The organism is Streptomyces sp. NPDC001407 (genome assembly GCF_042895325.1).
In the GTDB taxonomy this organism is placed as follows: Bacteria; Actinomycetota; Actinomycetes; order Streptomycetales; family Streptomycetaceae; genus Streptomyces.
In genome coordinates, this window is the sequence record NZ_JBIAWF010000011.1 from 47743 (window position 1) to 62797 (window position 15055).

Genomic DNA, 15055 nt, shown 5'->3' on the forward strand with positions numbered 1-15055 from the left:
CTCCTCTTCTTCCTCGCGGGTCTTCCTCTCGGGTTCCTCTCGTGACGTGGGGCCGCGTCAGCGGCGGTCGGCCCGGCCGCGTTCGTAGCGGCGGAGGCGGCGGTAGCCGGTGAGGGTGCCGTCGAGGCCGAGGGTCACCTCGTAGAGGGCCACGATGCTCATCGTCTCGGGCACGCGGGTGATCTCCACGACCTCGGCCTCCAGGACCCAGCCGCTCTCCGTGCGTTCGAAGCGGGACACGGTCTCGGGCCGCATGCCGGTCAGTTCGGCGAGCTGATCACGGGCCGCGCGCAGGAGTTCCAGGGGTGCCGGATCCCGGTCCGGTGCCTCTTTGTCCGTCTTGTCGGGTTCATGGGGTGCTTCTGATGTGTCTGTCATGGGGGCCTCGGCGGGCGGGTACCGCGGGGCCGCCCCGCCAAACCCTTCGGCGGCGGGCGAGAGCTCCCGGGCGGGAAAGCCTGCCGGAACAATGCATTCCGGATGGCCGGACCGGCCTCCGGAACGGCAGTACGGCCGATGTCCTGTAAATGCGCAGGAAGTATTTACGTGCGGCAGCGCGCGGGGGAATTCCCGGGGCGATCCTGGTAGTTGTCGAGGACATTCCGGGAAGGCCGCGTGTATTTACGGGCGAAGCCTTGTGAAGGCGGGGCGGGAGGGATGGGAAGGCTCGTACGGGTGATACCGGACCCGGTAAACCGGCGGCAGTTCTCTGTGACAGAAGTGTGACCGGTGACGGACCCGGAGCGCACGGGTCCGTGCCCGCGGGCGTCGCTACCGCCGCCCGGCCACGGCGCCTACGGTGGACGCATGGCACCTCTCCCGAACGTCCCCGCCGATCCCCACGACGACCCCGACGCCTACGTCGGGCTGGAGGTCGCGCACGCCTCCGAGCGGGCCCGGGCCCGTGGCTGGGCGACCGTCCGCGCCTTGCCCCCGGGCGCGATCGTCACCATGGAGTACCAGGTGAGCAGGCTGAACTTCGAGGTCGCGGACGGTGCCGTACGGCGCTGCTGGAAGGGCTGACCCGCAACACCGACGCGGCCCCGGACCCCCTTGCCGGGGGTCCGGGGCCGCGGTGGCTGTGCGTACCTCGGGGGGCGGTCAGCTGCCGACGGTGCGGCCGCGGCCCGTGGCCGGGCCGAGCGGCGCGGTGCGCGGCGTGCGGTCCGGGCTGGGCGGGCGGCGGCTGCCGCTCGGCGTGACCGGCGTCCGCTCGGAGCGGACCGTGTGCGGCTTGGGGGACAGGTGCGGACGGCCGTCGGACACGCGCGTGCCCGTACGGCCGCCGACGCCCACCGGCTCGCGGACGGGACGCTGGTCGTCGGACGCGGGGCGCGGGCCGCCGATCGCGACGGGCGCGGCCGGCGCGGGGAACGAGACGGTGCGGGAGCGCACCTGGTGCCAGGCGGCCAGCAGCCAGGTCTCGGCGCGGGCCATCGGCACCTCGAACCAGGGGAGGGCCAGCAGCACCAGCAGCCCCGCGCTCCAGCCGAGCGTCACATCGCTCATCCAGTGCGTGCCGAGATAGACGGTCGTCATCCCGACGCCGAGCGCCAGCATCGCGGCGATCACCGAGGAGATCCGGCGGGTGCGCGGCGTGGTGGCCAGATAGGCGAGAACGCCCCAGGTCACCACCGCGTTCGCGGTGTGGCCCGAAGGGAATATGTCGCCGCCCGCGAACATCTCGTTCGAGCCGATCGAGGTGGCGTAGTGCGGACCGAGACGCCCCATGCCGAGCTTGGCGGCGCCCACCGTGGCGTTGAGCAGCAGCAGCGAGGTGCCCAGCACCAGCAGCGGCCGCAGCGTCTTCTGCTTGTAGGTGCACCAGCCGAGCCAGGCGGCCACCGCGACGGCGGTCGGGCCGCGCTGGCCCAGCACCACGAAGTAGTCGAGGAAGGTGTGGATCTCCGGCCACTGCTTGTACGGGCGGAAGAGCATGACCTGCCAGTCGAACCGCACCGGCCAGGACGTGGTGAGCACGCCGACCACGATCGCCAGATAGACCACGGAGGTCGCCACGAAGATCCCGAGACGGGTCCGGGTCATCCGCGGCCGCACGGGCTCGGTCGGGGGCTCCTCCGGGTGGACGAGCTCATCGTTGGTACGCACCCAATCGACGTTACATTGCGTGACAGGAGGGTTCGGCCGATCGAGGCTCTTTGTGATGACGATGTGATGTGGAATGCGTCTCAAACATGACTTACGGCACGTTTGATTCCGTGGAATAAGAAGCGCTTAAAGAAGCCCGGATCCAGGGCAGTTGACGGTGTCCTCGGTGAATTGCTTTTGTGCACCGCCGTTTATCGCCGATTGGCCGGTGCGTTCCGTGACGTTTCCCGCGGGCGCCGCTTCAGGACCCGGCGGCCCGTGCGGGGGATTCGATCACGGCGGGCCCGAACCGTGCAGCCAGAACGCGCCGTACACAGCGGACACCAGCACCACAGGAGCCACGGTCAGCACCGCCCGTACCGTCCGTAGCCGGGCGACCGTCACCGCGAGCGGCAGCAGCAGCGGGAAGGCGGGCATCATCAGCCGGGGCTTCGAACCGAAATAGCCCTTCGCCGTCAGCGCGAGCAGCAGCACCGTCCCCGCGTAGACGAGGAGCGGCAGCGGCTGGCGCTGCCGCACCCCCTTCGCGTACAGCCACACCACCAGGGCCACGCCCACCAGCAGCCCGACGCCCGCCGGCCACGCCGGGCCCGCCAGCCGGCCCGCGATGAAGGAGCCGAAGGCCACGCCCCCGTCGAAGCCGTTGCCCCAGCCGCCCTGCACGTCCAGATAGCCGGTCACGCTGCCGGTCCGCACGCCGACCCAGGTGAAGTACGCGAGCCAGCCGAGCGGCGCGAGCAGTACGCCCAGCAGCATCCGGGCGCCGGGCGCGCGACGCTCGCGCCACAGGGTCACCGCCGCCGTGAGCCACACGGCCGCGACCACGGCCGCGCCCACCGGCCGGGTCAGCCCGGCCAGCGCGGCGAGTGATCCCGCCCACACCCACCGCCCGGTGAGCACGCAGTAGACGCTCCACGCCGCCAGCGCGGTGAACAGCGATTCCGAGTACGCCATCGACTGCACGATGCCGACGGGCAGCGCCGCCCACAGCGCCGCCAGCGCGATGCCCGCGCGCCGCCCGTGGCAGCGGTCGCCGATCAGGAAGACCGCCCAGGCCGCGCAGAGCGAGGCCACCGCGCTGACCACGAGACCCGCGTCGGCCGCGGACAGCGGGAAGAGCGCCGACAGCCCCCGCTCCAGCCACGGCAGCAGCGGGAAGAACGCCAGATCCGAGTGGACCTTGTCACCCCCCAGATGAAGGGTGTAGCCGTAACCGTCCTCGGCTATCCGGCTGTACCAGAGCGAGTCCCAGCGCGCCGAGAGGAGCTGGTGCGGGTCCTTGCCCGCCACCGCGCCCCACACCGCCAGCACCACGATGCCCAGCGCGCGCACCCCCGCGTACACCAGCAGGGCGGGGGCGGCGTGCCGCAGCACCCCGCGCACCCGCGGAGCGGCCGTCACGGAGCCCGCCCCGGCGTCCGTACCGGCGGGAGAAACGAGATGAGTCACCCGGCCCATTGTCCAGCACGCGCGACACGCCCCCGGCGGGCGACCACCGAGTGACCGGGAGCACGGATCCGTGCCCGGGACTCGCGTACGCTGTCGACTCACTCGCCCTCGATTCCCGCCGGTCCACGCCCTTCGGGCCCGCGGACGGCCGCGAGCGCACGACACGGAGGTGTGCAATGTCCGGGACGACCACAGCGGGCCCCCTGCGGGCCGCGGGCGTTCCCCGGCAACGGATCCGGCGCGGACAGTGGCTCCAGCCGCGGCCCGGCCGGGAACGCGGCGCGGGGGTCAACCGCTGGACCGTGCTGGTCGTCCTCTGCGTCAGCCTGCTGCTCGTCGCCGTCGACGCGACCGTGCTGCACGTCGCCGTCCCCGCCGTCACCGAGGACCTGCGCCCCGGCGCCGTCCAGCTGCTGTGGATCGTCGACGTCTACCCCCTCGTCTGCGCCTCGCTCCTGATCCTCTTCGGCACCCTCGGCGACCGCGTCGGCCGCCGCCGGGTGCTGCTGCTCGGCTACGGGCTCTTCGGCGTCGCCTCCGCGCTCGCCGCCTTCGCCACGAGCCCCGACGTCCTCATCGGCGCCCGCGCGCTGCTCGGCGTCGGCGGCGCGATGATCATGCCCGCGACGCTCTCGATACTCCGGCAGGTCTTCCCCGACCGGCGCGAGCGGGCCCTCGCCGTCGGCATCTGGAGCGCGGTCGCCGCCGTGGGCGCGGCCTTCGGGCCGCTGCTCGGCGGCCTCCTCCTCGAACACTTCTGGTGGGGCTCGGTCTTCCTCATCAACATCCCGCTGATGGCGGTCAGCCTGCCCGTCGGGCGCCGGCTGCTGCCCGAGTCCACCGGCGAGCGCGACGGGCCGTGGGACGTGCTCGGCGCGCTGATGGCCGCCTTCGGCCTCTTCGGCGTGGTCCTCGCCGTGAAGCGGGTCGGCGGCGGGGAGCCGCCGCTGACCCTCGCGACGATCGTGCCCGGCGCCGTCGGGGCGGCCCTGCTGGCCCTCTTCATCCGCAGGCAGCGGCGGCGCGAGCACCCGCTCGTCGACCTCAGGATGTTCGCCCGGCCCGCCTTCGGCACCTCCGTGGGCTGCATCGTGCTCGCCATGCTCGCGCTCGTCGGGCTGGAGCTCATCGCCGCGCAGTACCTCCAGCTCGTCCTCGGCCTCACGCCCCTGGAGACCGGGCTGCGGCTGCTGCCGCTCACCCTCGCCGCGATGGCCGCCGGCCTCGTGGGCTCCCGCCTGCTGCACCGGCTCGGGCCGCGCCTGATGGTCGGCCTCGGCTTCGTCCTCACCGCCGCCGCCCTGCTCTCCCTCACCGCCATGGGCGCGGACGACCGCCCCAAGGTCCTCGTCGCCGGCTTCGTCCTCCTCGGCTTCGGCCTGGAGACCACGCTCTTCGGGGCCTACGAATCGATGCTCAGCGAGGCGCCGCCGGAATCCGCGGGCGGGGCGGCCGCGATCGGCGAGACCTCCTACCAACTCGGCGCGGGCATCGGCATCGCCCTGCTCGGCAGCGTCATGAACGCCACGTACGCGCCCGGCGTCGCCGGAACGCGGGGAGTGCCGTCCGAGGCGACGACCGCCGCGAGCCACTCCCTCGGCGAGGCGTACGAGGTCGCCGCCACCCTCCCCGCCCCCGAGGGCTCGGCTCTGCGGGCGGCGGCCCGCGACGCTTTCATCCATGGCCTGCATGTGACGTTGTTGCTGAGTGCGGCTCTGCTTCTGGTGGGGGCGGTGGCCGCGCTTCGACTGCCTCGGGCGATGGAGTGTGAGCGGGACGGGGTTGCTGGGGGGTAGGCGGGTGCGGGTTGTGCGCCTGCGGCGGGCTTTTCCCCTACCCGCCCCTTCCCGAACTGGGGCTCCGCCCCAGACCCCGAAGCACGCTTCGCGCGCTGTCCTCAAACGCCGGACGGGCTGAATGGTGCTGACCGTAACCAGCACATTCAGCCCGTCCGGCGTTTGAGGACACGCGGCGCAGCCGCGTTGGGGTCCGGGGTCTCCCCGGTTCCGGGAAGGGACGGGGCTGGGGAACAAGCCCGCGGCAAGCGGAAGCTCACCCCCTGGACGCCCCCGCGGCGAGCGGATTAGCGTGCGGGGCGACCCGAAGATCACCGGAGGCCGGTCATGTCACGTAAGCCGTTCGACCCGCACGACCCCCTCGGCATCGACGACCTGCTGTCGCCCGAGGACCTCGCCGTCCGCAACACCGTGCGCCAGTGGGCCGCCGACCGCGTCCTGCCCCACATCGCCGAGTGGTACGAGCGCGGCGAACTCCCCGTCATCCGTGAACTCACCCGCGAACTCGGCGCCATAGGCGCCCTCGGCATGCCGCTCACCGGCTACGGCTGCGCGGGCGCGAGCGCCGTCCAGTACGGCCTGGCATGCCTGGAACTGGAGGCCGCGGACTCCGGCATCCGCTCGCTCGTGTCCGTCCAGGGATCCCTCGCGATGTACGCGATCCACCGCTTCGGCTCCGAGGAGCAGCGTCTGCGGTGGCTGCCCGGCATGGCCGCGGGCGAGATCATCGGCTGCTTCGCGCTGACCGAGCCCGACCACGGTTCGGATCCGGCCGGCATGCGGACGTACGCCAAGCGCGACGGCACCGACTGGGTGCTGACGGGCCGCAAGATGTGGATCACCAATGGTTCGGTGGCGGGCGTCGCCGTCGTCTGGGCGCAGACCGACGCCGGCATCCGTGGGTTTGTCGTACCGACGGACAGCCCCGGCTTCTCCGCGCCGGAAATCACCCATAAGTGGTCACTGCGTGCCTCGGTTACCAGCGAGCTTATTTTCGACGAGGTGCGGCTCCCCGCCGACGCGATCCTGCCGGAGGCGGAAGGGCTGAGAGGCCCGCTGAGCTGCCTGAGTCATGCCCGCTACGGCATCACCTGGGGTGCCCTGGGCGCGGCCCGTACGAGCTTCGAGACGGCGCTGGACTACGCGCGGACGAGGGAGCAGTTCGGCCGTCCCATCGGTGGTTTCCAGCTCACCCAGGCCAAGCTCGCCGACATGGCCGTGGAGCTGCACAAGGGCCTGCTGCTCGCCCATCACCTGGGGCTGCGGATGGACGCCGGGACGCTGCGCCCGGAGCAGGTCAGCTTCGGGAAGCTCAACAACGTGCGCGAGGCGATCGAGATCTGCCGCACGGCCCGGACGATCCTCGGTGCGAACGGGATCTCCCTCGAATACCCCGTCATGCGGCATGCGACGAACCTGGAGTCCGTGCTCACGTACGAGGGCACGGTGGAGATGCACCAGCTGGTGCTCGGCAAGGCGCTCACCGGCATCGACGCCTTCCGGTGAGCGCTTTTCCCCTGGCGGAGAGCCGCTCGGTTCTGGTTGCGGTGTCCTCCCGGGGGTCCCCCCCGGACCCCCGGCCGGAGACCCAGCCCCCTCAGTTCTGGTTGCTGTGTCTCCCCGGGGGATAACCCCCGGACCCCCAGCCGGAAGAAGCCTCTTCAGTTCTGGTTGAAGAAGCCCCCGTTCGCGCGGCGGCCCGCCGGTTCGCCGCTCAGGACCTGGTAGTCGGCGGGGGTCAGCAGGAAGACGCGGTTGGCCACGCGCTCGATCGAGCCGCGCAGGCCGAACGTCAGCCCGGCCGCGAAGTCCACGACCCGCTTGGCGTCGTTGGGCTCCATGCCGGTGAGGTTCACGATCACCGGGACGCCCTCGCGGAAGAGCTCGCCGATGCCACGGGCGTCCCGGAAGCCGTCCGGGGTGACCGTGGCGATGCGGGTGCCCTGCTCCTGGGCCACCTCGTCCGCCACCCGCACCTTCGGGTTGGTCACCCAGGAGTCGCCGGGCTCGGGCCCCTCGGCGTAGTCGTCGTCGTAATAGCGCTCGTCATCGCTGTCGTCGACGAGGCCGAGCCAGGCACTCGCCTTGCGCACCGATCCCATGGACGCCTCCTCTCACACGCGGTGTGGTCCGACCGCTTCCCTATCGTCGTCCATGTTGTGGATGGTGTGCCAAGTGGATAGCCGCCAAGCGTGGATTTCGTGACGCATCTGGTGCAAAGCGCTTGGCGATGCGTCAGATCGCCCGAGAGGCCCGTCACACACGGGCGGACCTGGGCATATGTGGTGTCCGGGCATGGTCCGCGGGCTGCGGACCGGTGTGGTTGTCCGGTGATTAGGATGCCCGGGTCCTTCCACACCACACACGGGGGCCGGAATTGTTCGGGATCGTCAGGCCATGTCGTCATCGGCTGTCGGAGTCGATGCGCGCGGAGTGGATGGCCCATCTCTGCGGGCTGTGCCTGGCGCTGCGCGGCGACCACGGACAATTCGCCAGAGCAGCCACAAATTATGACGGACTGGTGATTTCGGTTCTGGTCGAGGCGCAGTCGCCGCGCGCCGAGGGCGCGAACGCGTGGCGGCGCACGGCCGGTCCCTGTCCGCTGCGCGGGATGCGGACCGCCTCTGTCGCCCGGGGCGAGGGCGCGCGGCTGGCCGCTTCCGTCTCGCTCGTCCTCGCGTCGGCGAAGATGCGTGACCATGTCGCCGACGGTGACGGGCTCTTGGCGCGGCGTCCGGTCGCCGCGGCCGCCCGCAGGGTCGCCGCGAAGTGGGACCGGGCCGGTGCCCGTACGGGATCCGACCTCGGTTTCGACACGGCGGTGCTGGTCGACGCGGTCGAACGGCAGGCGGGAGTCGAGGCCCTGGCGGGGCCTGGCACCTCGCTGTTGGAGATAACCGAGCCGACCGAGACGGCGACCGCCGCGGCCTTCGGCTACACGGCGGTGCTGGCCGGCCGCCCCGCCAACCGGGCGCCGCTGGAGGAGGCCGGGCGGCTCTTCGGCCGCCTCGCACATCTCCTGGACGCCGTCGAGGACCTGGAGGAGGACGCCGCGGGCGGCGCGTGGAACCCGGTCGCCGTGACGGGGACCGACCTCGCCGAGGTGCGGCGGCTGTGCGACGACGCGGTGCACGGCGTGCGGCTCGCGCTGCGGGAGGTCGACTTCGCGAGCAAGGGGCAGGGCAGGCTCGCCCATGTGCTGCTGGCGCACGAGTTGGGGAGCGCCGTCGACCGCGCGTTCGGCGCGGCCGCGTGCGGTCACGGTCACGGCGCCGAGGCGGACGGTGGCGTACGGCACGGCGCGGACGGCTGGTTCGGCCCGCCGCCGGTCATGCCGCCCCCCGCGCCGCCCGAGCCGCCGAGGCGGCGGCGCGGGCCGGTGCACGGCTGCGCGGTGTGGGCCGCGCTCTTCTGCACCTGCCAGATCTGCTGCACGGACTACCACGACCCCTGGAACGGCAAGAAGCGGGACGCCTGGTGCGACGACTGCGACTGCCCCGATTGCAGCGGCTGCGACGGCTGTGGTGACTGTTGCAATTGCTGTGACTGTTGCGGTAATTGTGACTGCTGCGACTGCGGGTGTGACTGCTGAGCAGCCCCACCCAGCGGTGAGCGGTGTGGTGCGAGGGGAGGGGTGCGGCCGGAGTGCCGCGGTGTGAAGGTGTGGGGCCCGCCGGAAGATGCCGACGGCCCCGCGGGGATCAGGACGCGGTACGGGCGTTGGCCGTACAGGATCCCGCGAAGGGAACAGGGGAGCCCGGACACGAAGCGGACCACACCCGACCGAAGTCGATGTGGTCGCGTGTGACCAGCCGTTGCCCTGAGTGCATGGGCCAAGTGGAACAGCCATCCGTTTCCGCGTCAATGCCGTTGAGACAGGTCGTCCGCATGGTGGACGGTGAAATGGGCATGCTTGACAGCAGGCCAGTTCCCCGGCTTAGCCTCGGGGTCCGGTCGCGCTGAGGGGCGCGTCCCGGTGTGAAGGCGTCAACTCCCGTGTTCGATCCCCGCATCCACGGAGCCTTCGCATGTCCGCGCACCCGGATACCCCCACCCCCGTCCCTTCCCTCGTCGTCGTCGGCGCGGGACCCCGTGGCACCGGCCTGGTCGAGCGCATCGCCGCCAACGCCCCCGAACTCCTCGCGGGCGCCCGCCTCGACCTCCACCTCGTCGACCCGTACCCACCCGGCGGCGGCCGCGTCTGGCGGCGCGACCAGTCGCCGCTGCTGTGGATGAACTCCACGGCCGAGGACGTCACGATGTTCACCGACGAGACCGTGGAACAGCGCGGCCCCGTACGGCCCGGTCCCTCCCTCGCCGAGTGGGCCACCCTCGTCGCCGAAGGCGCCGTCCCGGGCATCGGCCCCGAAGTCGCCCGCGAGGCCGGGGAAGCGAACGGCCGCACCTACCCCAGCAGGCGGCTCCAGAGCGCCTATCTCGCCTGGGTGTACCGCCGGGCCGTGGCCGCCCTGCCGCCCGGCGTCGTCGTGCACGAGCACCGCCGACGCGCCTTACGGCTCTCCGGCCCCCGCGACGGACGCCAGTACGTCCAGCTGGAAGGGCGGGCCGAACCCCTGCCCGCCGACCTCGTCGTGCTCGCCCTCGGCCACCTGCCCGCTGCCCCCGGCGCCGAGGAGGCGGCGCTCGCGGGCTTCGCCGAAAGCCATGGACTCACCTATCTGCCACCGGAGTTCACCGCCGACAGCGACCTGAGCGTGCTGCGCCCCGGCGAGGACGTCCTCGTCCGCGGCTTCGGGCTCGCCTTCGTCGACCTCATGGTGCTGGTCACCGAGGGCCGCGGCGGTACGTACACCGACGACGGCACCGGCACGCTCACCTACCACCCCTCCGGGCGGGAACCCGTCCTGCACGTCGGCTCGCGGCGCGGCGTCCCGTACCGCGCGAAGATCGACTATCCCTGGAGCGGCGAACGGCCGCCGCTGCCCCGCTTCCTGGGGCCGGCCGAGGCCGAGGAGCTGCGCCGCCGCCCCGGCCCGCCCGACTTCCGCCGTGACATCTGGCCGCTGGTCGAGAAGGAGCTGGGCTTCGCCCACTACCACCGGCTGTTCACCGCGCACCCGGAGCGCACCCGCGTCGACTGGGCCGACTTCGAGGCGAAGTACGCGCTGTGCGACCCCGGCAGCCCCGAACTCGACGCGCTCGTGTCCGCCTCGGTCCCCGAGCCCGCCGACCGCCTCGACCTCGCCGCCCTCGACCACCCGCTGGCCGGGCTGCGCCACCACGACACCGAGTCGCTCCAGGCCGGGCTGCGGGCCCACATCGAGGCCGACCTCGCCCGCAGGAGCGACCCCCGCAACAGCCCCGACCTGGCCGTCTTCCTCGGCCTGCTCTCCGCCTACGGGCAGCTCCTGGGCCTGGGCGACATCGGCACCTGGTGGCACGGCTTCTTCAGCTACCTCGCCTCCGGGCCGCCCGGCCCCCGGCTGCGGCAGCTGCTCGCCCTCTCCCGGGCGGGATACGTGCGCTTCCTCGGCGCGGACACCGAGATCACCACCGACCCCGGGCGCGGGACCTTCCGGGCGCACAGCCCGAGCGTGCCCGGCGCGGTGACCGAGGCGCGCGTCCTCGTCGAGGCGCGGCTGCCCGCGCCCTCCGTCGCCCGGTCCGGCGACCGGCTGCTGCGCGGCCTGGCCGACGAGGCCACCGTGACCCCGGCCGGGCTGCTCGCCGTCAGCCCCGACGACGGCCGGATCCTCGACCGGGCCGGCCGCCCGCACCCCCGCCGCTTCGCCCTCGGCCCGCACACCGACGCCCGCGCCGGGGCCGCCTTCACCCGGCCGCGCTCCAACGGCCCCGCGTTCCGGCAGAACGACGCCACGGTACGCGCCGCCCTCGGCGCCGTAAGGGAGTTGTCCCCGTCCGGCGCGGACCGGCCGGCCCCGGCTTCGGCTCGCCCTTCTCCGGAACCGGGGGCCACGCCCCCGGACCCCTGACCGCTGACGCGCGGTGTCCTCATATGCCGTGCGGCCGGGTTGTCGCCCCGACGCCCGGTCACACGGCCGCGCCGTCCGGAGCGCGAGGCCCGCCGCGGGTCCCCGGCCACACCGCCGTGCCTTCCCCCCTCGAATCCCCCTCGAATCCCCCTCGAACCCCTTGACCCGTGCTCCCCGCAGCGGGGGCCATGCCGTCGATATGTCCCTCACACCTCAGGGAACCCCATGTCCTCACCCGTACCCACCCGGCCGCTCCACCTGGCCGTCGCCCTCGACCGGCCCGACGCCCGGGACGCCGAGCCCTTCGCCCGCACGGCGCGCCTCGCCGAGCACGGCAAGCTCGACTTCGTCACCCTCGGCGACACGCTCGGTCCGCCCCGGCGCGGGGCGAGCCGCCTCGACGCCCTCGCCGTCCTCGCGCGGATCGCGCCCGTCACCGAACGGATCGGGCTGGTCCCGACGGTCACCACCACACACACCGAGCCCTTCCACGTCTCCTCGGCCGTCGCCACCCTCGACTGGGTCAGCCGGGGCCGGGCGGGCTGGACCGTCGACGTCTCCTCCGGCGAGGCCGAGGCCCGCCACTTCGGCCGCAAACCCGCCGCGCCCGCCCGCGAACTGTGGCAGGAGGCCGACGAGGCCGCCGACGTCGTCGCCCGGCTCTGGGACAGCTGGGAGGACGACGCCGAGATCCGCGACGTGGCCACCGGCCGCTTCGTCGACCGCGACAAGCTCCACTACGTCGACTTCCAGGGCACCAACTTCAGCGTCCGAGGCCCCTCCATCGTGCCCCGGCCCCCGCAGGGCCACCCCGTCGTCGCCGTCGACGCCACCGGCCCCCTGCCCCGTGCGACCGCCGCCCGCCGCGCGGACGTCGCGTACGTCCGGACCGAGGCCACGGCCGACCCGGCCGCGGTCCGTGCCGTCCGCGACGAACTGCGGCGGCAGGCCCACGCGTCCGGCCGGGACCCCGGGCGGATCGTCGTCCTCGCCTCCCTGCCCGTGGCGCTCCACGCGGCCGCCGACGCCGTGGCCCTCGCCGACCTGGCCGGGGCCTGGTACGCGGACGGCGTCGTCGACGGCTTCCACTTCCGGCCGCAGGACGTCGACCGGGACCTCCCGCTGCTCGTCGACGCCACCGTGCCCGTGCTCCAGCACCGCGGGCTGCTGCGCTCCTTCTACCCCGGCGGCACGCTCCGCGAGCACCTGTGCCTGCCGCGCCCCGCCAACCGCTACGCCACCGCGAGGGAGACCGCATGACCAGCCGCACCGGACGCAAGCGGATGCACCTCGCCGCCCACTTCCCCGGCGTCAACAGCACCACCGTCTGGACCGATCCCGTCTCGGGGAGCCAGATCGACTTCTCCTCCTTCGTCCACCTCGCGCGCACCGCCGAGCGCGGCCTCTTCGACTTCTTCTTCCTCGCCGAAGGGCTGCGGCTGCGCGAGCACAAGGGGCGGATCCACGGCCTCGACGTCGTCGGCCGCCCCGAGTCCCTCACCGTGCTCAGCGCCCTGGCCGCCGTCACCGACCGGCTCGGCCTGGCCGCCACCGTCAACGCCACCTTCAACGAGCCCTACGAACTCGCCCGCCGCCTCGCCTCCTTGGACCACCTCAGCGGCGGGCGCGCCGCCTGGAACGTGGTGACGTCCTCCGACGCCTTCACCGGCGAGAACTTCCGGCGCGGCGGCTACCTCGACCGGGCCGACCGCTACACCCGCGCCGCGGAGTTCGTCGCCACCGCCCGCGAACTCTGGGACTCCTGGACGGCCGGCGGCGTGCCGCGCCCCTTCGCCCACGAGGGCCGGCACTTCCGCATCGCGGGGGAGTTCGACGTGGCGCGCGGCCCCCAGGGCCACCCCGTCGTGATCCAGGCGGGCGACTCCGGCGAGGGCCGCGAGTTCGCGGCCTCCGCCGCCGACGTCGTCTTCACCCGGCACGGCACCCTGGAGGAGGGCCGCGCCTTCTACGCCGACGTCAAGGGCAGGCTCGCCGCGTACGGCCGCGCCCACGGCGACCTGAAGATCATGCCCGGCGTGACCGTCGTCCTCGGTGACACCGCCGCCGAGGCCCAGGAGAAGGCCGCCGAGATCCGCAAGCAGCAGGTCTCCCCGCAGACCGCGCTGCTCACCCTGGAGCAGGTGTGGGGCCGCGACCTGTCCGCCTACGATCCCGACGGCCCGCTCCCCGAAATCGACCCCGACCCCGACGGCGAACTCGCGCAGGGCCGGGTCAAGATCGGCGATCCGTTCGCCGTGGCCGCCCGGTGGCGCGCGGTCGCCGAGGCGAAGGGGCTCTCCATCCGGCAGACGGTGATCGAGACCTCCGGCCGGCAGTCCTTCATCGGCACCCCGGAGGCGGTCGCCGCGCAGCTCGACGAGTTCGTCACGACGGACGCCGCCGATGGCTTCATCCTCATCCCGCACCTCACCCCCGGCGGGCTCGACGACTTCGTCGACCGCGTCGTGCCGCTGCTCCAGGAGCGGGGCGCGTTCCGCACGGAGTACGCGGGCCCGACCCTCCGCGACCACCTCGGGCTCCCGCTGCCCGCAGTGAGGAACTGACGGCCGGGTGCGGGGGGAAACCGGCTCATTGTCGTGCAACTGCCGTGTCAGGAAGTGGAGTTGAGGAAGGTCGTCCGAAAGATGCTCTTGCGCTGTGCGTCACGCTCCCCGAATACTCGCCGGAAGTGCTTGTCAGGGGCACGCAGAATGTGGAACGGCTGTGTCCCCTTGGCGGCGCCTCACCAGACCCCCCACGGGAGGAAGACAACGTGAGGACCGAGCGCACATTCCCCCACCGCACCCCCACCCGCCGGGCCCGGCGCATCGCCGTCGCCGCGGGGCTGCTCGCCGCGTCCGCCCTCGTCGCCACGAACGCCCATGCCCAGGGCGACTCCACGGCCGTGCGGCACTCCGCGGCCCAGCTGTCCGCCGCGAGCGCGGCCGTGCAGGCGGCGGACGTCGCGGGCACGGCGTGGGTGACCGACGGGAGCAGCGGCACCGTCGTCGTCACCGCCGACTCGACCGTCTCCGACGCGGCGATAGCGAGGATAAGACAGCAGGCCGGCCCGGACGCCGGCGCGATACGCGTCGAGCGCACCCCCGGCACCTTCACGAAGTACCTCGCGGGCGGCGACGCCATCTACGCGCCGACGTGGCGCTGCTCCGTGGGCTTCAACGTCCGCAAGGGCAACACCTATTACTTCCTGACCGCTGGTCACTGCACCCAGGGCAAGCCCCCCTACTACACCGACGCCGCGCACCGCACGAGCATCGGCCCGACCACCGGCACCAGCTTCCCCGGCAACGACTACGGCATCGTGCAGTACACCAACGGCTCCGTCGTCCACCCCAGCGCCGTCGACCTCTACAACGGCAGCTCGCAGCGCATCACCGCCGCGGGCAACGCCTCCGTCGGCCAGGCCGTGCAGCGCAGCGGCTCCACGACCCATGTGCACGGCGGCAAGGTCACCGGCCTCAACGCGACCGTCAACTACGGCAACGGCCAGATCGTCCGCGGTCTGATCCAGACCAACGTCTGCGCCGAGCCCGGCGACAGCGGCGGCGCGCTCTTCGCGGGCTCCACCGCCCTCGGCCTGACCTCCGGCGGCAGCGGCAACTGCACCTCGGGCGGCACGACCTTCTTCCAGCCGGTCGGCCCGGCACTCAAGGCCTACGGCGTCAGCGTCTTCTGATCGCCGAAGCCCTCACCGACCCCTGACCGCGAGCGAGCACGGCCCTTCCC

General features: G+C 72.9%; 12 protein-coding genes. 8 read left to right on the forward strand and 4 right to left on the reverse strand.

What is annotated here, in order from left to right:
* Positions 1-57: 57 nt before the first annotated feature.
* Positions 58-378 carry a gas vesicle protein GvpO gene (gene gvpO / locus ACFY1P_RS17040; protein ID WP_390751004.1) on the reverse strand — a complete coding sequence of 107 codons (321 nt, stop codon included), beginning with the start codon at positions 376-378 and terminating at the stop codon, positions 58-60.
* 429 nt (positions 379-807) lie between these two features.
* Here gvpO and ACFY1P_RS17045 point away from each other — a divergent pair, with 429 nt between their 5' ends.
* A complete protein-coding gene (locus ACFY1P_RS17045; RefSeq protein ID WP_361533201.1) occupies positions 808-1023 on the forward strand; it encodes an I78 family peptidase inhibitor in 216 nt (71 codons plus the stop codon).
* Between the two features lie 78 nt (positions 1024-1101).
* On the opposite strand, the gene ACFY1P_RS17050 is transcribed toward ACFY1P_RS17045, so the two are convergent.
* Entirely contained in the window at positions 1102-2109 is a 1008-nt protein-coding gene (locus ACFY1P_RS17050; protein WP_361534230.1) for a phosphatase PAP2 family protein, read from the reverse strand.
* A 273-nt stretch (positions 2110-2382) separates the two neighbouring features.
* Positions 2383-3558 carry a hypothetical protein gene (locus ACFY1P_RS17055; RefSeq protein WP_390751005.1) on the reverse strand — a complete coding sequence of 392 codons (1176 nt, stop codon included), beginning with the start codon at positions 3556-3558 and terminating at the stop codon, positions 2383-2385.
* 176 nt (positions 3559-3734) lie between these two features.
* Between ACFY1P_RS17055 and ACFY1P_RS17060 the strand changes: the two genes are divergently transcribed.
* Positions 3735-5354: an MFS transporter gene (locus ACFY1P_RS17060; protein ID WP_390751006.1), complete on the forward strand. Its 1620-nt coding sequence runs from the start codon at positions 3735-3737 to the stop codon at positions 5352-5354.
* Positions 5355-5681: 327 nt separating this feature from the next.
* Positions 5682-6860, forward strand: coding sequence for an acyl-CoA dehydrogenase family protein (locus ACFY1P_RS17065; RefSeq protein WP_361534224.1), 1179 nt, complete (start codon positions 5682-5684; stop codon positions 6858-6860).
* 155 nt (positions 6861-7015) lie between these two features.
* On the opposite strand, the gene ACFY1P_RS17070 is transcribed toward ACFY1P_RS17065, so the two are convergent.
* The gene (locus ACFY1P_RS17070; protein WP_361534221.1) at positions 7016-7456 is read right to left on the reverse strand and encodes a cell division protein SepF; all 441 of its coding nucleotides are present in this window, start codon (positions 7454-7456) and stop codon (positions 7016-7018) included.
* A gap of 275 nt (positions 7457-7731) precedes the next feature.
* On the opposite strand from ACFY1P_RS17070, the gene ACFY1P_RS17075 reads away from it, so the two are divergent.
* From ACFY1P_RS17075 to ACFY1P_RS17095, 5 genes are all read left to right on the forward strand, one after another.
* A complete protein-coding gene (locus tag ACFY1P_RS17075) occupies positions 7732-8946 on the forward strand; it encodes a DUF5685 family protein (RefSeq protein WP_390751007.1) in 1215 nt (404 codons plus the stop codon).
* A 436-nt stretch (positions 8947-9382) separates the two neighbouring features.
* The gene (locus ACFY1P_RS17080) at positions 9383-11308 is read left to right on the forward strand and encodes an FAD/NAD(P)-binding protein (RefSeq protein ID WP_390751008.1); all 1926 of its coding nucleotides are present in this window, start codon (positions 9383-9385) and stop codon (positions 11306-11308) included.
* A gap of 225 nt (positions 11309-11533) precedes the next feature.
* Positions 11534-12568, forward strand: coding sequence for an LLM class flavin-dependent oxidoreductase (locus ACFY1P_RS17085; protein WP_361531777.1), 1035 nt, complete (start codon positions 11534-11536; stop codon positions 12566-12568).
* Entirely contained in the window at positions 12565-13872 is a 1308-nt protein-coding gene (locus ACFY1P_RS17090; RefSeq protein WP_390751009.1) for an NtaA/DmoA family FMN-dependent monooxygenase, read from the forward strand. The genes ACFY1P_RS17085 and ACFY1P_RS17090 overlap by 4 nt, the downstream gene beginning before the upstream one ends.
* 209 nt (positions 13873-14081) lie before the next feature.
* A complete protein-coding gene (locus ACFY1P_RS17095; protein ID WP_361531771.1) occupies positions 14082-15005 on the forward strand; it encodes a S1 family peptidase in 924 nt (307 codons plus the stop codon).
* Positions 15006-15055: the final 50 nt, after the last annotated feature.